This window comes from Mesorhizobium sp. M1A.F.Ca.IN.020.04.1.1, from assembly GCF_003997315.1.
Lineage (GTDB): Bacteria > Pseudomonadota > Alphaproteobacteria > Rhizobiales > Rhizobiaceae > Mesorhizobium.
Genome location: NZ_RZSN01000032.1, coordinates 1 through 18,382, shown reverse-complemented (window position 1 = coordinate 18,382; position 18,382 = coordinate 1). Strand labels below are relative to the sequence as shown.

General features: G+C 63.9%; 24 protein-coding genes. 11 read left to right on the top strand and 13 right to left on the bottom strand.

The genetic code is table 11. The features are described 5' to 3' along the window. Window positions 1-331 precede the first annotated feature (331 nt). From EOA49_RS09700 to EOA49_RS09685, 4 genes are all read right to left on the bottom strand, one after another. Window positions 332-1,330 (bottom strand): LLM class flavin-dependent oxidoreductase, encoded by a 999-nt coding sequence (locus tag EOA49_RS09700; RefSeq protein ID WP_127239410.1) that lies wholly within the window; start codon window positions 1,328-1,330, stop codon window positions 332-334. 3 nt (window positions 1,331-1,333) lie between these two features. Then, the gene (locus tag EOA49_RS09695) at window positions 1,334-1,525 is read right to left on the bottom strand and encodes a hypothetical protein (protein WP_245425919.1); all 192 of its coding nucleotides are present in this window, start codon (window positions 1,523-1,525) and stop codon (window positions 1,334-1,336) included. Window positions 1,526-1,613: 88 nt separating this feature from the next. Beyond that, window positions 1,614-2,783, bottom strand: coding sequence for an AI-2E family transporter (locus EOA49_RS09690; protein WP_067003075.1), 1,170 nt, complete (start codon window positions 2,781-2,783; stop codon window positions 1,614-1,616). 91 nt (window positions 2,784-2,874) lie between these two features. Beyond that, the gene (locus EOA49_RS09685; RefSeq protein WP_095799007.1) at window positions 2,875-3,927 is read right to left on the bottom strand and encodes an LLM class flavin-dependent oxidoreductase; all 1,053 of its coding nucleotides are present in this window, start codon (window positions 3,925-3,927) and stop codon (window positions 2,875-2,877) included. Between the two features lie 225 nt (window positions 3,928-4,152). Between EOA49_RS09685 and EOA49_RS09680 the strand changes: the two genes are divergently transcribed. Beyond that, a complete protein-coding gene (locus EOA49_RS09680) occupies window positions 4,153-4,581 on the top strand; it encodes a DUF6481 family protein (RefSeq protein ID WP_095776825.1) in 429 nt (142 codons plus the stop codon). Between the two features lie 65 nt (window positions 4,582-4,646). Here the strand turns inward: EOA49_RS09680 and sugE are convergent, their stop codons facing one another. Beyond that, window positions 4,647-4,961 carry a quaternary ammonium compound efflux SMR transporter SugE gene (gene sugE, locus EOA49_RS09675; protein WP_127239409.1) on the bottom strand — a complete coding sequence of 105 codons (315 nt, stop codon included), beginning with the start codon at window positions 4,959-4,961 and terminating at the stop codon, window positions 4,647-4,649. Between the two features lie 197 nt (window positions 4,962-5,158). Continuing rightward, window positions 5,159-5,284 carry a hypothetical protein gene (locus EOA49_RS33945; protein WP_082953831.1) on the bottom strand — a complete coding sequence of 42 codons (126 nt, stop codon included), beginning with the start codon at window positions 5,282-5,284 and terminating at the stop codon, window positions 5,159-5,161. 248 nt (window positions 5,285-5,532) lie between these two features. Between EOA49_RS33945 and EOA49_RS09665 the strand changes: the two genes are divergently transcribed. Both EOA49_RS09665 and EOA49_RS09660 read left to right on the top strand, forming a co-directional pair. Continuing rightward, the gene (locus EOA49_RS09665; RefSeq protein WP_127239408.1) at window positions 5,533-6,492 is read left to right on the top strand and encodes a cation diffusion facilitator family transporter; all 960 of its coding nucleotides are present in this window, start codon (window positions 5,533-5,535) and stop codon (window positions 6,490-6,492) included. 34 nt (window positions 6,493-6,526) lie between these two features. Further along, a complete protein-coding gene (locus EOA49_RS09660; RefSeq protein WP_067323761.1) occupies window positions 6,527-6,931 on the top strand; it encodes a GFA family protein in 405 nt (134 codons plus the stop codon). A gap of 15 nt (window positions 6,932-6,946) precedes the next feature. Here the strand turns inward: EOA49_RS09660 and EOA49_RS09655 are convergent, their stop codons facing one another. Then, window positions 6,947-8,197, bottom strand: a complete 1,251-nt coding sequence (locus EOA49_RS09655) for a DNA recombination protein RmuC (protein WP_095825478.1) — start codon at window positions 8,195-8,197, stop codon at window positions 6,947-6,949. 103 nt (window positions 8,198-8,300) lie between these two features. Between EOA49_RS09655 and def the strand changes: the two genes are divergently transcribed. The 6 genes from def to truA all read left to right on the top strand — a co-directional run bounded on the left by def (window position 8,301) and on the right by truA (window position 12,221). After that, a complete protein-coding gene (gene def / locus EOA49_RS09650) occupies window positions 8,301-8,831 on the top strand; it encodes a peptide deformylase (RefSeq protein WP_067323765.1) in 531 nt (176 codons plus the stop codon). Window positions 8,832-9,250: 419 nt separating this feature from the next. Further along, window positions 9,251-9,529 (top strand): plasmid stabilization protein, encoded by a 279-nt coding sequence (locus EOA49_RS09645; protein ID WP_082953832.1) that lies wholly within the window; start codon window positions 9,251-9,253, stop codon window positions 9,527-9,529. After that, on the top strand, window positions 9,526-9,951 hold the full coding sequence (locus EOA49_RS09640) for a type II toxin-antitoxin system VapC family toxin (protein WP_067323771.1): 426 nt from the start codon (window positions 9,526-9,528) through the stop codon (window positions 9,949-9,951). Before EOA49_RS09645 ends, EOA49_RS09640 begins: the two co-directional genes overlap by 4 nt. Before the next feature lie 19 nt (window positions 9,952-9,970). Continuing rightward, window positions 9,971-10,906 (top strand): methionyl-tRNA formyltransferase, encoded by a 936-nt coding sequence (fmt, locus tag EOA49_RS09635; protein ID WP_067323773.1) that lies wholly within the window; start codon window positions 9,971-9,973, stop codon window positions 10,904-10,906. Continuing rightward, window positions 10,903-11,409 carry an N-acetyltransferase gene (locus tag EOA49_RS09630; RefSeq protein ID WP_067323775.1) on the top strand — a complete coding sequence of 169 codons (507 nt, stop codon included), beginning with the start codon at window positions 10,903-10,905 and terminating at the stop codon, window positions 11,407-11,409. Before fmt ends, EOA49_RS09630 begins: the two co-directional genes overlap by 4 nt. Window positions 11,410-11,432: 23 nt before the next feature. Then, window positions 11,433-12,221: a tRNA pseudouridine(38-40) synthase TruA gene (truA, locus tag EOA49_RS09625; protein WP_127239407.1), complete on the top strand. Its 789-nt coding sequence runs from the start codon at window positions 11,433-11,435 to the stop codon at window positions 12,219-12,221. Here truA and EOA49_RS09620 read toward each other — a convergent pair. Further along, complete coding sequence (locus EOA49_RS09620; protein WP_067323778.1) at window positions 12,218-12,823, bottom strand: transporter; 606 nt, start codon at window positions 12,821-12,823, stop codon at window positions 12,218-12,220. The genes truA and EOA49_RS09620 overlap by 4 nt on opposite strands. A gap of 2 nt (window positions 12,824-12,825) precedes the next feature. Continuing rightward, window positions 12,826-14,025, bottom strand: a complete 1,200-nt coding sequence (gene dapE / locus EOA49_RS09615; protein WP_067003044.1) for a succinyl-diaminopimelate desuccinylase — start codon at window positions 14,023-14,025, stop codon at window positions 12,826-12,828. 118 nt (window positions 14,026-14,143) lie between these two features. On the opposite strand from dapE, the gene EOA49_RS09610 reads away from it, so the two are divergent. Further along, a complete protein-coding gene (locus tag EOA49_RS09610) occupies window positions 14,144-15,178 on the top strand; it encodes a 2-dehydropantoate 2-reductase (RefSeq protein ID WP_127239406.1) in 1,035 nt (344 codons plus the stop codon). Between the two features lie 149 nt (window positions 15,179-15,327). On the opposite strand, the gene EOA49_RS09605 is transcribed toward EOA49_RS09610, so the two are convergent. The 3 genes from EOA49_RS09605 to dapD all read right to left on the bottom strand — a co-directional run bounded on the left by EOA49_RS09605 (window position 15,328) and on the right by dapD (window position 16,985). Next, window positions 15,328-15,705, bottom strand: a complete 378-nt coding sequence (locus tag EOA49_RS09605; RefSeq protein WP_067003040.1) for a DUF805 domain-containing protein — start codon at window positions 15,703-15,705, stop codon at window positions 15,328-15,330. Next, a complete protein-coding gene (locus EOA49_RS09600; protein WP_067323786.1) occupies window positions 15,698-16,060 on the bottom strand; it encodes a DUF805 domain-containing protein in 363 nt (120 codons plus the stop codon). The genes EOA49_RS09605 and EOA49_RS09600 overlap by 8 nt, the downstream gene beginning before the upstream one ends. Window positions 16,061-16,130: 70 nt before the next feature. Beyond that, window positions 16,131-16,985: a 2,3,4,5-tetrahydropyridine-2,6-dicarboxylate N-succinyltransferase gene (dapD, locus tag EOA49_RS09595; RefSeq protein ID WP_127243130.1), complete on the bottom strand. Its 855-nt coding sequence runs from the start codon at window positions 16,983-16,985 to the stop codon at window positions 16,131-16,133. Between the two features lie 143 nt (window positions 16,986-17,128). Here dapD and EOA49_RS09590 point away from each other — a divergent pair, with 143 nt between their 5' ends. Then, window positions 17,129-17,968: an LOG family protein gene (locus EOA49_RS09590; protein WP_082953833.1), complete on the top strand. Its 840-nt coding sequence runs from the start codon at window positions 17,129-17,131 to the stop codon at window positions 17,966-17,968. A 67-nt stretch (window positions 17,969-18,035) separates the two neighbouring features. On the opposite strand, the gene EOA49_RS09585 is transcribed toward EOA49_RS09590, so the two are convergent. Beyond that, window positions 18,036-18,382 (bottom strand): HAD-IA family hydrolase (locus tag EOA49_RS09585; protein WP_164749208.1); only part of this gene is annotated, 347 nt, incomplete at its 5' end.

The following is an 18,382-nucleotide window of genomic DNA, read 5'->3' as shown; positions in this document are numbered from 1 at the left end:
ACGAAAGCCCCTGTTCACAAGAAATTCCGCCACGGTCCCCGGTTTCAAGGCCGGGCGGTTGGCGCGTATATAAGAACAGGCGGCACGAGGCGCAAGCATCCTGCGCAACGCATCCACCAAGCCGATCCTCTGCCGGGAACGGTGCTAAATCGCCAATTTTGCGGCCGATTTGCCGCCCGATACGCCCGGACCGAGGTAAATCCGGCGCGGGCAAAAACGTCGCGGTCGCCATGATCGGGGCGTGAATGCCTGCGAACGGAGTTGCGTGGAGCTTCAGAAAGATGTGTTTTCCGCGATCGCTTGCGCCCCCCGGTCGACAGGCGCCCAGCGGTCAGGCGGCTTGCGACATCGATCTGCGCACGTCCGCGAGGATCTCGAAGGAGCGCACCCGCGCGGTGTGGTCGAACATCTGCGCCGTCACCATCAATTCGTCGGCGCCGGTGCGGCACACGAAGGCGTCGATGCCCTGGCGGACCGTCTCCGGCGCGCCGACGACGGCACAGGACAGCGCCTGGGCCAGCATGGATCTGGCGACGGGATCAAGGTCGCGGTCGTAGTTTTCGACCGGCGGCGGCAGCTGGCCGGGCCGGCCGCTGCGCAGGTTGACGAAGGCCTGCTGCAGCGAGGTGAACAAAAGCTTCGCCTCGGCATCGGTGGGTGCTGCAAAGACATTGAGGCCGAGCATCACATAAGGCCTGTCGAGCTGCGCCGACGGCTGGAAACGGGTGCGATAGACCTCCAGGGCGTGGTCGAGTTCGGCCGGCGCGAAATGCGAGGCAAAAGCATAGGGCAGCCCAAGCAGCGCCGCGAGCTGCGCGCCATAGAGGCTGGAGCCAAGGATCCAGACCGGCACGTCCTGGCCTTCGCCCGGCACCGCGCGGATGCGCTGACCTTCCTCGGCCGGCTGGAAATAGCCCATCAGCTCGACCACGTCCTGGGGGAAGTTGTCGCTGGCCTCCAGGTTGCGGCGAAGCGCCCGCGCCGTCATCATATCGGTGCCTAGCGCGCGACCGAGGCCGAGATCGATGCGGCCGGGGAAAAGTGCTGCCAGCGTGCCGAACTGCTCGGCAATCACCAGCGGCGCATGGTTGGGCAGCATGATGCCGCCGGCGCCGACGCGGATAGTCTTGGTGCCGCCGGCGACATGGGCGATGACAACCGACGTCGCGGCACTGGCAATGCCCGGCATGTTGTGGTGCTCGGCGAGCCAGTAGCGCTTGTAGCCAAGCCGCTCGGCATGGCGGGCAAGGTCGAGCGAATTGGCCAGCGACCGCGAGGCATTGCTGCCCTGCGTGATCGGCGACAGGTCGAGAACCGAAAGGGCCGTCATTGGTCAGGTCTCCACGATTTGCTTCTGCCGCAACCGGGCCTCGAACTCGGCGCGGTCGGGAATGACGATGGCGAACTGGCCTTCCAGCACGTCGGCGAGGCCGGTCGCCGAGGCGATTTCCCGCTGCTCGCTGCGGCCGCCGAGATGATGGATAGACAGGCGGTTGTTGCGCAGCGCGAGATCGAAGTCATTCATGCAGGCGGGTCCAGCTAGACCGGACCGATATAGGCACTCGCCATGGGCGCCGCAAACAGCCGGCCGGACATGCAGATTGGGCCAGGCCTCACGCGCCGGATTTGTGGTTGTTATCGCCGGCCTCGTCGTCGATCGCCATGGTCTGCTGCGCGGCGAGGAAATTGCCGACATGGCTGAGGCCATCGAAATGGTCGCAGAACACCTTGATGACCACCAGCAGCGGCACCGCCATCAGCGCGCCGACGAAACCCCAGAGCCATGACCAGAAGGCGATGGCGATGAAGATCGCCACCGCGTTTATCTCGAGCCGCCGGCCGACCACCGTCGGGGTCACGAACTGGCCCTCGACGATGTCGCACAACAAAACGAAGGCGGGTGCCAGCAGGGCGTAGGGGATCGTATCGAAGCTGATCAGCGCGATGATCGTGACCAGCAGCAAGGTGATCAGCCCGCCGACATAGGGCAGGAAGTTGAGCAGCGCCGCGGCCGCGCCCCAGACCTGCGGGTTCGGCATCCCAAGTCCCCAAAGGCCAAGTCCGATCACCGTGCCGAGGCCGGCGTTGATGGCCGCCACGGTAAGCAGGTAATGGGAAATCTCGTGCTCGACGTCATAGACGATGCGCAGCGCGCGCTTCTTGTCGCTGAGGTGGGCGAAGGACTGGACGATCTTCTCGTAGAACAAGGTGCCGGAGGCGAGCAGGAACAGCGACAGCACGAAGACGAGGGTGATGCTCGTGCCGGCTCCCAGAATGTTGCTGGCCGCCGTCGACAGGATGCCGGACGGCGCCAGCGCGACCTTCTGCACACCCGGTTCCTGCGATGTCTCGGTCAGGGCCTGCAGTTGACGCGAGAGATCCATGACCCTCTCGAGCGGACGCTTGAAAGGCGCCAGCCGCTCGGTGAGTTGCTCGCCGATCGAGTAGCTGTTGTTGATGAGGTCGATGACCGGGCCGCTGAGCAGGTAACCGGCGCTGGCGAAGACGAAGAGGGACAGCAACACCAGCAGTGTCGCGGAGGCCACCTCGGGGATGCCGCGCTTGCGCAGGAAGCGCACGATCGGGGTCAGCGTCAGCGCCAGCAGGAAGGCGAGGATCACCGGCATGAAGAAGGCGCGGGCGAAATAAAGCGCGGCGATCGTTATCAGCACGAAGATGCCGATCAGCAGCAATCGAATCAGGCGCAATTCGGCGCGGGCGCTGGCGCGCTCGTCCGGGCTTTCGGCAACGTTCGAACCCGAAGCGCTCGTTTCGACCTTCATCCGTTCCCTCGCGATCGCCGAGGAAAACGTACGCGCCGCCGCCAAGGTTCCTTAGCCGGCGGTGAGGGCGCATCTTGCTGGGCAGGCGTGCTCAGGCGACGGGCGCCGGCGCGGCCTTCACCGTTTCCTTGCGCACGACCGGCGCCACCTTGGTGCCGTAGAGCTCGATCGCCTTCATGACCTTGGCATGCGGCATGGTGCCGATCGCCATCTGCAACAGGAAGCGGTCGTTGCCGAAGATCTTGTGCTGGGCGACGATCTTTTCCGCCACCTGTTCGGGATCGCCGACGAACAGCGCGCCGTTCGGCCCGCGCGCCTGATCGAAATGCGCCCGCGAGGTCGGCCCCCAGCCGCGCTCACGGCCGATGCGGTTCATCACCTCGGCTTGCGGTGCGTAGAAATCGTCGGCCGCCTTCTCGGTCGTCTCGCCGACGAAGCCATGCACGTTCAAGCTGGTCGCGAGCGAGGCGGGATCGTTGCCGGCGCGCCTTGCCGCCTCGCGATAGATCTCGAACAGCGGCGCGAAGCGGGCCGGCTCGCCGCCGATGATGGCAAGCGCCAGCGGCAGGCCGAGCACGCCGGCGCGGGCGGCGGACTGCGGCGTCCCGCCAATAGCGATCCAGATCGGCAGCTTGTCCCGGAAAGGTCGGGGATAGACGCCGCGGCCGTTGATCGGCGCGCGCAGCTTGCCCTGCCACGTCACCTTCACCTGGTCGCGGATGGCAAGCAGGAGATCGAGCTTCTCGGCGAAGAGCTCGTCATAGTCCTCGAGATTGTAACCGAACAGCGGGAACGATTCGATGAAGGAGCCGCGCCCGGCCATGATCTCGGCGCGGCCGCCGGACAGAAGGTCGAGCGTCGCGAACTGCTGGAAGACCCGCACCGGATCGTCGGAAGAAAGCACCGTGACCGCGCTGGTGAGCTTGATCCGCTTCGTCCGCTCCGCGGCCGCGGCCAGCGCCACGACCGGCGCCGAGGCCGCATAGTCGGGGCGATGGTGTTCGCCGAGGCCGAACACGTCGAGACCGACCTGGTCGGCCAGCTCGACCTCCTCGATCAGGTTGCGCAGCCGTTCGTGCGGGCCGATGGCGCCGGGGCCCGGCTCCGGGCTGACATCCGCGAAAGTGTAGAGGCCAAGTTCCATTTTCATGCATCCTGATGCGCCGCTTGGCGTTGATTGTTGGCGCTAGAGGTAGCGACCGGCCCCCAGAGCCGCCAGAGGCGCGATTTGTGAACAGTGCATCGCGCCGCGACGACGTATCCCGACGGCAACAGCCCAGATTTTCATGGCTGGCATACCGTTTTGGCGCTTGAACTCACCGCTTTCGCGCGTATGTAAGCGTCGCGAATTGACTTCAGGGAAGTGGACTTGGCTATTTACAGGGAAAAAGACATATTCGAGCGGCGCAACGCCGCGAACGAGGCAAAGAAGGCGCTCCTGGAGCGCTTCAAGTCAAAGCCGGCGGCGGACGACCCAGCGGTTCTGGCGCGTCAGGCGGAACGCAAGGCGATCCTCGAGGCCCGTGCTATCCGCGAGGCCGAGAAGGCCCGGTTGAAGCAGGAAAAGCTGGCGCGCGAAGCGGCCGAGAAGGCTGAACGCGAGGCAGTGGCCGAAGCGGCCCGTATTGCTGCCGAAGAGGCAGCGGCTGCCGAGGCCAAGATCCGCGAAGCCGAGGAAACCGAACGCATCGCCCGCCTGCTCGCCGAGGAGGCCGAACGCAAGGCCAAGCGCGATGCGCGCTACGCCGCCCGCAAGGCGCGCGTCGGTCGCACGCCTCCGGGCTTCTCGGCCCGCTAGGTTCGAGTTCGTTTCGAAAATGAGTCAGGGTCGCCAGGAGCGGCCCTGAACGCGTTCGTGCTACATCAGCCGACGAGCTTCAGCCCGACGATGCCGCAGACGATCAGGCCGATGCAGGCAAGCCGCACCGCGGTCGCCGGCTCGCCGAGCAGCCATATGCCGAGCAAGGCCGTGCCGACAGTGCCGATGCCGGTCCACACCGCATAAGCCGTGCCGACGGGCAATGTCTTCAACGCAAGCCCGAGCAGGCCAAGGCTGACGACCATCGAGACGATTGTGAGCACGGTCGGCAACGGCTTCGAGAACCCATCGGTATATTTGAGGCCGATCGCCCAGCCGATCTCGAACAGGCCGGCGAGGAAAAGGAAGATCCAGGACATCGCGAACGCTCCATCGATCGAGCATCGAATGCTCGACGTTTGAGATGGCGGGTCGTCCCGGCCGGGTTTCGGGGAAGCGAGGTCGTCCTCGCAGTACCGATATAGTGAGTTCTGTACCCCGATCAACAAAACACCGGCAGCATTCGGCATGCCGCCGGTTCAAATCCGCATCGAGACGGATCGGCCGCGCTGACGGCTTACTTCTCCTTGATGCGCATCGCCTTGACCGGCGGCGCCTTCGGAGCCGGGGCCGCGGCCGGTTTCTTGGCGTCCTTTTTCGGCTTGCGGGGTTCCTTGCCCGCCTTCATCGCACCTTTCGCCATGATTCGCTCCTCCGATTTGTGGGCAGCACAAGTGAAACAAGAGAAGCGCCCGACCGCAAGAGGCCGCTTGCAGCTTCGAAAGCCGGGTTGCGCTATGTCAACCGTTTTCCCTTGATCCCGCGACCTCGGGATCGATCGAGGCAACAGAAATGCATAGGGGTATCTGAACCTCGGAGCGGCTGGCGCATTGTCGGTGGAGCTTTGGGCGGCGGCCGCTGAGCTCCCACTTGGAAGAGGATCGGAAGCGCATGGCAGGGCATAGCGGCTCGAAAAGAGTGATCTACGCCGCGCTCGCCGGCAATGTTGCGATCGCCCTGACCAAATTCGCCGCAGCGTCCTTCACAGGCTCTTCAGCCATGCTGTCGGAGGGCGTGCATTCGCTGGTCGACACCGGCAATGGCGCGCTTCTGCTTTACGGCATGCGCCGTGCCGCGCGCCCGCCCGACCGCACGCATCCGCTCGGACACGGACGCGAACTCTATTTCTGGAGCTTTATCGTCGCGCTTCTGGTTTTCGCGCTGGGCGCGGGCGTTTCCTTCTATGAAGGCGTGATCCACATCATGGCGCCCGAGCCGATCGTCAACGCCAAGGTCAACCACATCGTGCTTGGTCTTTCTTTTCTGTTCGAAGGCAGTTCCTGGCTGGTGGCGCTGAAGGAGTTCCGCCAGCAAAAGGGCAAGCAGGGCTGGTTTCAGGCGGTGCGCCGCAGCAAGGACCCCAGCGTCTACACCGTGCTGTTCGAGGACAGCGCGGCGCTGCTCGGCCTCGTCGTCGCCTTCGCGGGCATCCTTACGTCTGAACTTCTGGCGATCCCCGAGCTCGACGGCGCCGGCTCGATCGGCATCGCCGTCATCCTGGGCGCCACCGCCATCTTCTTGGCGCGCGAGAGCAAGGGTCTGCTGATCGGTGAGCCCGCTTCGCCCGAGGTGCAGCGTAAGGTTCTGGCGATCGCTCAGGAAGACCCGGCCGTGCAGCGGGCGAACGGCATACTGAGCGTCCATATCGGCCCGGAGGAGATCGTCGCAGGCCTAAGCATCGAATTCGAGGATCATCTCACGGCGCCTGAGATCGAAGCCTGCGTTGAACGCCTGGAGGCGCGACTGAAAAGCGACATGCCCGAAATCACCAGGCTGTTCGTCAAGCCGCAGGCGACTGGCACATGGGAGCGCAGGCGTAAGGCTATCGCCGGGACCTCCGAAGAGGATTAGATTTGAGCGAAGCAATCTTTTGGGAGCAAGCCGAATGAGAATCGACGGCGGGTGTCATTGCGGCGCCATCACCTACGAAGCGGAGGTCGATCCCGAAAAGACCTCGATCTGCCATTGCACCGATTGCCAGCAACTGACGGGAACGGCCTTTCGCGTGACGGTGGGCGCGCCAGAAGAGGATTACCGGATTACCAAGGGCACGCCGAAGGTCTACATCAAGACCGGATCCAGCGGCGCCAAGCGCGCGCAGGGGTTTTGCGGCGAATGCGGATCGCATCTCTATGCGACGTCGGTTGGCGATGGACCGAAAATCTACGGCATTCGGGTGGGCACGGCGCGCCAGCGCGACCAGCTGGTGCCGAGAAGGCAGGTCTGGCACCGCTCGGCGTTGCACTGGCTGCCGGAAATCGAAGGCATCACGACCATCGAGGAGCAGTAGCGGCGCTACGACAGATCAGTCGTCGCCTTCGACGACGCGCAGCCTGAGCTGACCCGTCTTGGAATCGGCCACGCGTGCGCCCGCCTCCACCTTGGCAGGACCGCGTGGCGGTTCGGGTTCGCCCTCGGCGAACTCCAGCGCCTCGATCTTCTGCCCGCGTTTGGTGACCTTCGTCGTCGAGACGAGGATGTCGTCGATATCCCTGGCCGCCTGGCCGAAATGCGTCTGCAGCCGGCGCACACGCTCGTCGACTCGCGCCACGTCCTCCATCAGGCGGATGACCTCGCCCTGGATCAGATGCGCCTGCTCGCGCATGCGCGCGTCCTTCAGGATCGCCTGGATGACCTGGATCGACAGCATCAGCAATGACGGCGAGACGATGACGACGCGGGCGCGGTGCGCCTTCTGCACCACGGGCTCGAAATTCTCGTGAATCTCGGCGAACACCGATTCCGAGGGCACGAACATGAAGGCGGTGTCCTGCGTCTCGCCCTGGATCAGGTATTTTTCCGCGATGTCGCGGATATGCACCTCGATGTCGCGCCGGAACGCCTGCGCCGCCGCCTTCTGCAAGTCGGCGGCTTCGGCGGCACGAATGGCATTCCAGGCCTCCAGCGGAAACTTGGCGTCGATGGCGAGCATCGGCGCGCCGTTCGGCATCCGCACCAGGCAGTCGGGCCGGCTGCCGTTGGAAAGGCTCGCCTGGAACTCGTAGGCGCCGTGCGGCAGGCCGTCGGCAATGATCGCCTCCATGCGCGACTGGCCGAAGGCGCCGCGAGTCTGCTTGTTGGAGAGGATCGCCTGCAGCTGCACGACCTGTCCGGCTAAAGACTGGATGTTGCCCTGCGCCGTGTCGATCACCGCCAGCCGCTCCTGCAGTTTGGCCAGGCTCTCATGCGTCGACTTGGTCTGCTCGGCCATGGTCTGGCCAAGACGGCCGGTCATGGCGTCGAGCCGCTGTCCGAGCGATTGGGTGAGCTCGGCCTGCCTGGCGCCGAACACTTCGGCGATAGCGCCCATGCGACCCTGCATCTCGGCCTGCGCCTGCAGAATGTCCGCCATCCTGGCCTCGGTGTCGCGGGCATGGTCGGCCGCTTCCGCCGCCGCCGCCGCGCGCGCCTTTCCCGCGCGCCACAACGCGATGACGAGCGCCAGGAACAGCGTCAGCAGCAGCAGCGCTCCGAAGCCAAGCGTCTCGCCGAGCCTGATCGTGGTGGCGCCGAGCCGCGCGACGGGCTGCGAAAGGATCGAGGTCATGTCGTTCATTTGGGCAGCATAACCGATTCGCTCTGCTGGCACAGATCAAAACGTGAACAAGTCAAAGCCGCCCCGGTTGACGCTTTTCCATCGACGTCTTAGGTGAGACGCCATGTCGATCAAGCCGCTCATCATCCTTCCCGATCCAATCCTGCGCCAGGTTTCCAAACCGGTCGAGCGCGTCGACGGTGACTTGCGCAAGCTCACCGACGACATGCTGGAAACCATGTATGACGCGCCGGGAATCGGGCTGGCGGCGATCCAGGTCGGCGAGCCGCGGCGTTTGCTGGTCATCGACCTCGCCAAGGAAGGCGAGCCGCCGGCGCCGCATGTCTTCATCAATCCGGAAATCCTCGAAAGCTCCGACGAGCGCTCGGTCTATGAGGAAGGCTGCCTGTCGATCCCTGACTACTATGCCGAGGTCGAGCGTCCCGCGGCGGTGCGGGTGAAATATCTCGACCGCGAGGGCAAGCTGCAGGAGATGCAGGCCGAAGGCCTGATGGCGACGTGCCTGCAGCACGAGATCGACCATCTTAACGGCGTGCTGTTCATCGACCATATCTCGAAGCTGAAGCGCGACATGGTGGTCAGGAAATTCAAGAAGCTCGCCAAGGACAAGGCGCCGGGCAAGATGGCGGGCTGAACCTCATTCGAGCATTCCACGCAGGATCCAGTCTTTCCCGACTTCGATGGCTTTGGAACCCAACTCAAACGCAAGCGCGCGAGACTTTGGCGAGAATATCAAAACCACGACTAATGCCACTGCAAAAAGCGGCGTGAGGTAGACAGCTAATGCCCGCTCACGTCGTTTGGACAACTCGCCCTTCGTAGATTCCTCATCGAGCGATTTGAACCTGGCGTACGACACGCCCCAAATGTCTTTTGACGAGTCTTCATATGAATGGCTCCGAAGGGGCAAGAGGCCCGAATCATATGAGGAAAGCATTCGAACTTAGTTACCGAAGAGTCTTCAGCGCCGCGCAAATCCGTGCTGGGTATGATTGAGCAAATCGCTTAACCATGATATCATGATATCAATTTGGAGGTTTAGCCTTGAGCGATATGCTAATCAGAAATGTACCAGAACCCCTAAAGCGCGAAATTGAGCAAGCCGCTCGAAAAGTCGGCCAGAGCCTATCGGGCAAAGCCATCGATCTTTTGTGGAAGGGCATGAGTGTGGAAAAGGAAAGAAGGCTAGAGCCAAACTTCTCAGCATGGGAGAGTATCCGCTCTGCATTCGCAAACGAAAGCGCAATTGACAACGAGTTTGCTGAGACAATGGCTGAAATCGAAGCTGCGAGGAAACAGGACTTTGGCCCCTTGGTCGAGGGTTTCGATTGATTATTCTCGACACCAACGTCGTTTCCGAAGCAAGCAGGATCACACCTGATCCGAACGTGGTCGAATGGTTTCGCAAACAGGATCTGCTCAATCTTTACCTGTGCGGCCCGGTCGTCATGGAACAATCTTTCGGCGCCGAGAGATTTCTGAATAAGACCGGCTCTGATCGGCACGTTCGTGCTCTCGACCATCTGATCTCGAAGCAGTTTTCGGGTCGCATCGTTGACTTTGCTGGCTCGGTACCTCGCCTTACCGGCAAGCTTCGGGCAATGCGGGAAAATCTCGGTCGTCCGGTCAGTCTTTCCGATGCCATGATTGCGGCTATCTGTCTGGCCCATGACGCTACGCTTGCGACACGCAATGTTCGCGACTTCGACGAGCTTGGCCTGAAGCTCGTGAACCCGTTTGAAGCGGACGCCTGAACATAGCATGGCAGGAGAAATGCCCCTTCGCGTCATCTTTATGGGCACGCCGGAGTTTTCCGTGCCGACGCTCAGCGCCATCGCCGAGGCCGGCCACGAGATTGCCGCCGTCTATACGCAGCCGCCGCGCGCCGCCGGCCGGCGCGGGTTGGAATTGACGCCCTCGCCCGTGCAGCGCGAGGCGGAACGGCTCGGGCTCGAGGTGCGCACGCCGACATCGCTCAAGGCAGAGACCGAGCAGCAGGCCTTTGCCGGTTTGCGGGCCGATGTCGCCGTGGTCGTCGCCTATGGCCTCCTTCTGCCGAAACCCGTTCTTGAGGCCACCAGGCTCGGGTGCCTCAACGGCCATGCCTCACTTTTGCCGCGTTGGCGCGGTGCTGCTCCCATACAGCGCGCCATCATGGCCGGCGATGTCGAAACCGGCATGATGGTGATGCGCATGGAAGAGGGGCTGGACACCGGCCCGGTGGCATTGGTTGAAAAATGCGCCATTGGTCCCGATATGACCGCCGGGGAATTGCATGACCTCCTCATGGCTCGAGGCGCCTCGCTGATGGTGGATGCGCTCGCACAGTTGGGGATAAATTGTCTGACATTTGCCCCGCAGGCGACGGAAGGGGTGACCTATGCGCGAAAGATCGATAAATCGGAGACACGCGTAGACTGGACGCGGCCTGCCGGCGAAGTCCACAATCACATTCGCGGCCTCTCGCCCTTTCCGGGCGCGTGGTGCGAGGTCGAAATTGGTGGCCGCGTGGAGCGGCTGAAACTGCTTCGCTCGACGCTTTCCAACGGCGTCGGCGAGTCGGGAGGTATTCTCGATGATCGGCTGACGGTCGCCTGCGGGTCAGGCGCGGTGCGGCTGGTCGAAGTTCAACGGGCGGGTGGAAGGCCCGCCGCCGCGCAGGAGTTTTTGCGCGGGGCCAAGATCGAAAAAGGAACGAAACTCCAATGAGCATGATGTCGATACGTGCGGCGACGCCGCGGGATCGCGAGGCGATCCGCCTCGTCGAAGAGCATGCCTTCGGCCAGCAGGCGGAGGCCGGCCTGGTCGATGCGCTGGTCACCGGCGGCGACGCCGTCGTCGAGCTGGTTGCGGAAGAAGATGGCCAGGTCGTCGGCCACATCCTGTTTTCCAGGCTTTTTGTGCAGAACGGCGGCAAGCGCTTCGCGGCCGTGGCGCTGGCGCCGCTGGCCGTCGAGCCGTCCTTCCACGGTACCGGCATCGGCGGCGCGCTGATCCGCGAGGCGCATGTCCGCCTGAAGGAAGCCGGCGAGGCTTTGGCGGTGGTGCTCGGCGATCCGGCCTATTACGGCCGCTTCGGCTACACCCACGCCCGCGCCGAGAAATTCGAGAGCGAATACCAGGGCGAGGCGCTGCAGGCGCTGGCCTGGGGCGACGCGCCCGAGGCCGGCAGACTGCTATACGCTTCGGCCTTCACCGCGCTGGCCGCCTAGGCGAGCGCGAACGCAGAGCTGGCATGCCGCGTTTTCGACTCGATATCGAATATGACGGCAGCCAATTCGCCGGCTGGCAGCATCAGGCGGACCAGCTTTCGGTGCAGCAGGCGATCGAGCAGGCGATCGAAAAGTTCTGCGGCGAAGAGGTGCGAATACGTGCCGCCGGCCGCACCGATGCCGGCGTGCACGCGACCGCCCAGGTGGCCCATGTGGATCTGGCCAGGGACTGGGCGGGCGACAAGGTGCGCGACGCCGTCAACGCCCATCTGCAGGCAGCCGGCGCGCGCATCGCCATCCTCAAGGCTGCCGTCGTCGCCAACGATTTCGATGCGCGGTTTTCGGCCACCGGCCGCCATTATCTCTATCGCATCCTCAACCGCCGCGCCCCGTCGGCGCTTGAAAAGGGCAAGGTCTGGTGGGTACCGAAACGGCTCGATGCCGAGGCCATGCACGAGGCGGCGAAGGTGCTGCTCGGGCGGCACGATTTCACCACCTTCCGCTCCACCCAGTGCCAGGCCGAAAGCCCGGTGCGCACGCTTGACCGTCTCGATGTCACCCGCGCCGGATATCTCATTGAGGTGCGAACCTCGGCGCGCTCCTTCCTGCACAACCAGGTGCGCTCGATGGTCGGCTCACTGCGCAGGGTGGGCGACGGCTCCTGGAGCGCCGCCGATCTCAAGGCAGCGCTCGAAGCGCGCAACCGGGCAGCCTGCGGACAGGTAGCGCCGCCCGACGGCCTGTTCTTGGTCGGGGTGGATTATCCGGCGACGGCTGACAAACCCGCCGCGGCAGAGGACGCGGAGACCTAGCCCCTCGCGCCGTCCGGAATGTCGATGCCGAGCAGCGCCTGCAGCCCGAACAAGACGAGCAGCGAGGCGACGAACATGCCGACAAACACCGCGGTGCCGGCAGCCGCGCCCTTGCCGATCGTCGCGTTGGTCATGCGCCAGGTCAGCACCATCGACAGCGCGAACAGAAGCAGCGAGACCAGGCCGCTGACCTCGTCGGTCGAGGGCAGGAACAGCCTCAGCAGCGCCGACGGCAGCATCAGCCAGGCGATGATCGCGGAGGCCCAGTTGGAGGCGACGACGTAGTGGACGAAGCGGCCGCCGATGCCGGCGCGCGGCGCGACCAGCGCAAGCGCCACCAGCGGCAGCACCCAGGAACCGATGTCGACGGTTGCCAGCCGGAGCAGCATGCCGAGCCGCCCGGCGAACGCATTCGGATCGCCTATCTCATTGGCGATGCCGACCCAGCCGACGATCAGCGCCGGCGCCGCCACGACGATGGCGAAGAAGGAATTCCAAAAACCGTCCGCAGACAGATCGAGCATGCGCAGGCCGTCGGCCCTGCCGAGCATCAGCCGCCAGGCGCCGGCCAGCGAAGCAAAGGTTTCGTCCGTTGAGAGCATGGTCACGTCAGACCTTGTCCGAACCAGTCCTCGATAAAGCGCTCGTATATCCCTGTCAGCGTCTCGAGATCGGCGACCGCCACGCGCTCGTCGACCATGTGCATGGTCTTGCCGACCAGCCCGAACTCGACCACCGGGCAAAAATCCTTGATGAAACGCGCATCCGAAGTGCCGCCGGAGGTGGAGAGCGAAGGCCTCTTGCCGACCACCGCGGCCACGGAACCGCTCAGCGTGTCGATCAGCTTTTCGTCGCGGGTAAGGAAGACATGGCTCGGCCGGTCGCGCCAGACAAGCTCGTAGTCGACGGCGGTCTTCTTGCCCGGCCGATATTTCTTGCGGCCCGCCGCCTGGTCGAGCCGGTTGTGGATCTCGGCCTGGACGGTCTCGGCATCCCAAGTGTCGTTGAAGCGGATGTTGAACGTGGCGGTGGCCTTGGCCGGGATGACATTGGTCGCCGGGTTGCCGACGTCGATCGACGTCACTTCCAGATTGGTCGGCTGGAAATCCTTTGTTCCCCTGTCGAACACCGGATGGAGCAGCGCGTCGACAAGGCTCATAAGCCCGCGCACCGGGTTGTCGGCAAGTTGCGGATAGGCGGCGTGGCCCTGACGGCCATTGACGATGACGCTGCCGGAGAGCGAACCGCGCCGGCCGATCTTGATCATATCGCCAAGCGCATCCGGATTGGTCGGCTCGCCGACGATCGAGGCGTCCCATTTCTCGCCCTTGGCGGCAGCCCAGTCGAGCAGCTTCACCGTGCCGTTGATGGCCGGCCCTTCCTCGTCGCCGGTGATCAGCAGCGAGACCGAGCCTTTCGGGCCGCCATTGTTCTCGATGTGGCGCGCCACCGCGGCGATGAAGCAGGCGATGCCGCCTTTCATGTCGACGGCGCCGCGGCCATACATCTCGCCATTGGCGATCTCGGCGGCAAAGGGCGGATGCGTCCACGCCGCCTCGTCGCCGACCGGCACCACGTCGGTATGGCCGGCAAACATCAGATGTGGGCCGTTGCCGGAGCGGCGCGCATAGAGATTTTCGATGTTCGGCGTGCCATCTTCCGAGAATATCGGCCGCTCTACGGCGAAGCCGAGTGGCTTCAGCATGTCTTCCAAGGTCTGCAGCGCGCCGCCTTCGGCGGGCGTCACGGAAGGGCAGCGGATCAGGGCGGCAAGGTTCTGGGCAGGGTCGGTCGGCAATTTCATGGGCAAAGCGATAGTCGAAAGCGGCAGGCCTGTCACGGTGGCAGATGTTCGCCGAGCAAGCCGCCGACAATATGGTTGTCGTGTCGTATAGTCGCGCGGGCCAGGACGGGATGATCGCATGGCCAAAGAAGGAAAGACGATCTCGATAGCCGGCGCCGGCAGCATCGGCTGCTATGTCGGCGGCTGCCTGGCGCTCGCCGGGCGTAAGGTCGTCTTCCTTGGCCGCGGCCGCATTGTGGAGGCGTTGCGCAAGGACGGGCTGCGGATCAGCGATCTTGACGGCCGCGACAGACGCATCGGGCCTGAGACGCTGGCGGTCAACGACGATCCGGCGCTGGCGCTGCGCAACGCGGATATCGTTCTGGTCACCGTAAAGAGCGGCGCGACCGAGGAGATGGCGGCGCTTGTTGCGGCTCATGCCCGCCCCGATGCCATAGTGATCAGCCTGCAGAATGGCGTCGACAATCCGGACAAACTGCGTGGAGCGCTTCCCGCGCATCGCGTGCTTGCCGGTATGGTTGCGTTCAACGTCGTGCAATCGCCGGATGGCGAGACGCCGTTCAGCGTCCGCCGCGCCAGCGACGGCATGGTCATCATCGAGAATACTGAGCCCGGCCTTTCAGCACTGCTCAATGTCGAAGGACTTGGGGTCGAAACCCATGCCGACATGAGGGCGGTGCAGTGGAGCAAACTGCTGATGAACCTCAACAATGCGCTGGTCGCGCTCTCCGATCTGCCGCTGGCGACCGAATTGGCGGATCGCGGCTGGCGCGTCATTCTGGCGGACCAGATCGACGAGGCGCTGGCCGCAATGAAAGCTTGTCGTATCGAGCCGGCGCGCATCGCTGGGCCGCCCCCATGGCTGCTGCCGAAAGTGCTGCGGCTTCCGGACTGGCTGTTCGGAATCCTGGCCCGGCGGCTGCTGGCGATCGACCCCAAGGCGCGCTCCTCGATGTGGGACGATCTCCATCGTCGTCGGCCGACCGAGGTCGACGAATTGCAGGGAGCGATCCTGCGGCTCGCGCAAAAGACCGGCGTGCCGGCGCCTGTGACGAAGCGCATCATGGCGCTGGTGCGTCAGGCGGAAGCGGACAGGCGCGGTCCGCCCGGATTGACGCCCGACGAGGTCAGCCGCGGTCCTCGATCAGCGTGATGTTTGCGCGACAGGTTCGAGCTCAAATTCTCGGTCTCGTTGACGCCAAGGATGGCGACATCGTCATTGACCGATTACATCACGCGTTATCTCTGTGATTTAGAGCCGGATCAGATTTGAGGTCGAAACGACCTAAAAATCATCCGGCGCTAGCGGTCGGCCGGCGCATTCGTGCGGCTGCCGTAGCGATTGGATCCGGGCTGTCCCGGAAACAGGCAGAGCACCAGGAAGGCAACGATCGACACGACGGGAACGAACAGCACCAGCGCCGCGATGCCCGGCTTGTCGAGGTCGTGCAGCCGCTTCACTGCCAGCACGACGTTCGACCACAACGAGGCGAGGAACGTGAGGAAGAAGACGAACGACCACATGTTGCTCTCGGCCGAACCTTCCGGCACCAGCGTGAAGCGATAAAGCGGAAAGGCCTGGACGATAGCAACCAGCAATCCGCCGAGAAAATAAGCCGCGCGGCTGACGCGGCCCGAGGTTTTGAAGAAGAGCCAGATGAAGTCTGCTTTTTCAGGCAAGCGGGTCCGGTCCGTATTGATTGGCGCCCCTGGTGCCTTCGAGCATGCCCAGTTCGATGAGCAGCCAGATGCCGCCGATGATGGGTATAAGGCCGATCAGTGTCCACCAGCCCGACTTGTTACGGTCGTGCCAGCGTTTGGCATAGAGAGCAATCGCGAAATAGATCGATGCCAGCGCGACGAGGATGCCGAGGATGCCGATCTGGTCGCCGCCGGCGGTGGTGAAACGTGTGCCGAGGATCGAGTCGAGAATGAACGCAATGATGGCGATGACGATGAATATGCCGATGCCGGCCCAGAATTTGGCCCGGTTGATGCGGCCGTCGAAACTCGTCAGCAGATACTTCCAGTCCATGACGCCCCTCCGTTGAACCAGCGCGACGGAATGTCGCGCCGGTGGAGGCTGCGTCTGTTCGCGGGAAAGATCAATCGCGCAGCAATTCGTTGATCGACGTCTTGGAGCGGGTCCTGGCGTCGACGCGTTTGACGATGACGGCGCAGTAGAGGCTCGGCCCCGGCTCGCCATTGGGCAGCGGCTTGCCCGGCAGCGATCCGGCGACGACCACCGAATTTGCCGGCACTTCACCGTAGACGACCTCGCCGGTCGCGCGGTCGACGATCTTGGTCGACTGGCCGATGAACACGCCCATGCCGAGCACCGAGCCTTCGCGCACGATGCAGCCTTCGACCACCTCGGAGCGCGCGCCGATGAAGCAATTGTCCTCGATGATGGTCGGACCGGCCTGCATCGGCTCCAGCACGCCGCCGATGCCGACGCCGCCGGAGAGATGCACGTTCTTGCCGATCTGGGCGCAAGAGCCGACCGAGGCCCAGGTGTCGACCATGGTGCCTGTATCGACATAGGCGCCGACATTGACGAAGGACGGCATCAGCACCGCGCCCGGGGCGACATAGGCCGAGCGGCGCACGACCGAGGACGGCACGGCGCGGAAGCCGGCCTTCTCGAAATCGACCGCGCCCCAGCCCTCGAACTTCGACGGCACCTTGTCCCACCATACCGAGTGGCTCGGGCCGCCCTTGATGATCTCCATCGGGTTCAGCCGGAAGGAGAGCAGCACCGCCTTCTTCAGCCACTGGTTGACCAGCCACTTGCCGCCGTCCTGCCGCTCGGCGACGCGAACCACGCCGCGGTCGAGCAAGTCGAGCGCCGACTGGATGGCGTCGCGCGTTTCGCCGCGGGTCGCGGTCGAAATCGTATCGCGCTCCTCGAAGGCCTTTTCGATGGTCTTTTCGAGGCTCGCCAGATCGGGCTTCGACATGAATTTGCTCCATTACAAAGCTGTTAAGGCCTGCGCCTTAACCTGTTTTGAAATCGCGCGGACCCTATGTGAAGCCTTAATGGGGGTCAATCGCGACTGCGTCACGGGACGGCGCAAGTAAAGGAATTAGGACGGTGGATTCGATGACACCCATGGAAAAGGCGGGCTGGACGCCGCTGCCCCATTCGGACGAGGATCTCGAGCGGTCGAAAAGCGTGCCGGACACGCCGCAGACGCGGGCCGAAACCTATCGCCTGGCCTGGAACGATCCCGACTTCATGACGCGGCGCGAATTGCGTCCGGTGCGCCTGCAGCTCGAGCTCTTGAAGCCGGAGATGATCCTTGCCGAGCGCGGCATCCGCTCGACCGTCATCCTGTTCGGCGGGGCGCGGCTTCCCGAGCCGGGCGGCGCCGCCTGGGCCGCCAAGAACGAGACGCAGAAGAAGAACCTCGAGCTGAACAGCAAATATTACGAAGAGGCGCGCAAGTTCGCCCGGCTGTGCTCGCAGCAGTCGGCCACGTCCTACTATCGCGAATTCGTCGTCGTCACCGGCGGCGGACCGGGAGTCATGGAGGCGGGCAATCGCGGCGCCGACGATGTTGGCGCGCCGTCGATCGGCTTGAACATCGTGCTGCCGCACGAGCAGGCGCCGAACGCCTATGTGACGCCCGAGCTCTGCTTCAACTTCCACTATTTCGCAATCCGCAAGATGCATTTCGTCATGCGCGCCAAGGCGGTCGCCGTGTTTCCGGGCGGCTTCGGCACGATGGACGAATTCTTCGAGACGCTGACGCTGATCCAGACCGGGCGCATGGAGCGCGTGCCGGTGATCCTGTTCGGCAAGGCGTTCTGGCAACGGGCGATCGACCTCGACTTCCTTGCCGAGCAAGGCACGATCTCGCCCGGCGACCAGGACATCATCGATTTCGTCGACACCGCCGACGAAGCCTGGGACATCGTTCGCCGCTTCTACAGCCTCTGAGTGCGCGCTCGTCGTTACCGCAATGACCAGCGAGTTCTGACGGCGGCGCCGGCAATCTGGAGTTGGTTCAGCCCGGGACCTCGACGATTGCCGTCAGGAAGCCGGCGAGGTCGTCGGTGACGAAATCCACGTCGTCCTCATTCGCCGGGTCGCGCTCCCAGATCTCGGAGAAAGTCGGCTCGAAATTGCGCGGCACGACCAGCACCGTCGTCATGCCGAGCGATTTCGGCACAGAGAGGTTGCGCGCCAGGTCCTCGAACATCACCGCGTTGTGGCCGGTCACGGAATGCAGCTCGGCGAACCGCTCATAGGTCTGGCGGGCCGGCTTGGGGTTGAGACCCGCCGCGACGATGTCGAAGATGTCGTCGAAATGATCCAATACGCCGAGCTGGCGCGCGGCGCGCTCGGCATGCT

What these genes read in the sequence shown, in the direction of transcription:
- EOA49_RS09690 (WP_067003075.1), bottom strand. Translation starts at nt 2,783, where the DNA reads ATGAAGGTCGAAACGAGCGCTTCGGGTTCGAACGTTGCCGAAAGCCCG.
- EOA49_RS09660 (WP_067323761.1), top strand. Translation starts at nt 6,527, where the DNA reads ATGAGAATCGACGGCGGGTGTCATTGCGGCGCCATCACCTACGAAGCG.
- EOA49_RS09600 (WP_067323786.1), bottom strand. Translation starts at nt 16,060, where the DNA reads ATGGACTGGAAGTATCTGCTGACGAGTTTCGACGGCCGCATCAACCGG.
- EOA49_RS09665 (WP_127239408.1), top strand. Translation starts at nt 5,533, where the DNA reads ATGGCAGGGCATAGCGGCTCGAAAAGAGTGATCTACGCCGCGCTCGCC.
- EOA49_RS09630 (WP_067323775.1), top strand. Translation starts at nt 10,903, where the DNA reads ATGAGCATGATGTCGATACGTGCGGCGACGCCGCGGGATCGCGAGGCG.
- EOA49_RS09695 (WP_245425919.1), bottom strand. Translation starts at nt 1,525, where the DNA reads ATGAATGACTTCGATCTCGCGCTGCGCAACAACCGCCTGTCTATCCAT.
- EOA49_RS09655 (WP_095825478.1), bottom strand. Translation starts at nt 8,197, where the DNA reads ATGAACGACATGACCTCGATCCTTTCGCAGCCCGTCGCGCGGCTCGGC.
- EOA49_RS09645 (WP_082953832.1), top strand. Translation starts at nt 9,251, where the DNA reads ATGCTAATCAGAAATGTACCAGAACCCCTAAAGCGCGAAATTGAGCAA.
- dapE (WP_067003044.1), bottom strand. Translation starts at nt 14,025, where the DNA reads ATGAAATTGCCGACCGACCCTGCCCAGAACCTTGCCGCCCTGATCCGC.
- def (WP_067323765.1), top strand. Translation starts at nt 8,301, where the DNA reads ATGTCGATCAAGCCGCTCATCATCCTTCCCGATCCAATCCTGCGCCAG.
- EOA49_RS09610 (WP_127239406.1), top strand. Translation starts at nt 14,144, where the DNA reads ATGGCCAAAGAAGGAAAGACGATCTCGATAGCCGGCGCCGGCAGCATC.
- EOA49_RS09700 (WP_127239410.1), bottom strand. Translation starts at nt 1,330, where the DNA reads ATGACGGCCCTTTCGGTTCTCGACCTGTCGCCGATCACGCAGGGCAGC.
- EOA49_RS09685 (WP_095799007.1), bottom strand. Translation starts at nt 3,927, where the DNA reads ATGGAACTTGGCCTCTACACTTTCGCGGATGTCAGCCCGGAGCCGGGC.
- sugE (WP_127239409.1), bottom strand. Translation starts at nt 4,961, where the DNA reads ATGTCCTGGATCTTCCTTTTCCTCGCCGGCCTGTTCGAGATCGGCTGG.
- EOA49_RS09620 (WP_067323778.1), bottom strand. Translation starts at nt 12,823, where the DNA reads ATGCTCTCAACGGACGAAACCTTTGCTTCGCTGGCCGGCGCCTGGCGG.
- EOA49_RS09590 (WP_082953833.1), top strand. Translation starts at nt 17,129, where the DNA reads ATGACACCCATGGAAAAGGCGGGCTGGACGCCGCTGCCCCATTCGGAC.
- fmt (WP_067323773.1), top strand. Translation starts at nt 9,971, where the DNA reads ATGCCCCTTCGCGTCATCTTTATGGGCACGCCGGAGTTTTCCGTGCCG.
- EOA49_RS33945 (WP_082953831.1), bottom strand. Translation starts at nt 5,284, where the DNA reads ATGGCGAAAGGTGCGATGAAGGCGGGCAAGGAACCCCGCAAGCCGAAA.
- dapD (WP_127243130.1), bottom strand. Translation starts at nt 16,985, where the DNA reads ATGTCGAAGCCCGATCTGGCGAGCCTCGAAAAGACCATCGAAAAGGCC.
- truA (WP_127239407.1), top strand. Translation starts at nt 11,433, where the DNA reads ATGCCGCGTTTTCGACTCGATATCGAATATGACGGCAGCCAATTCGCC.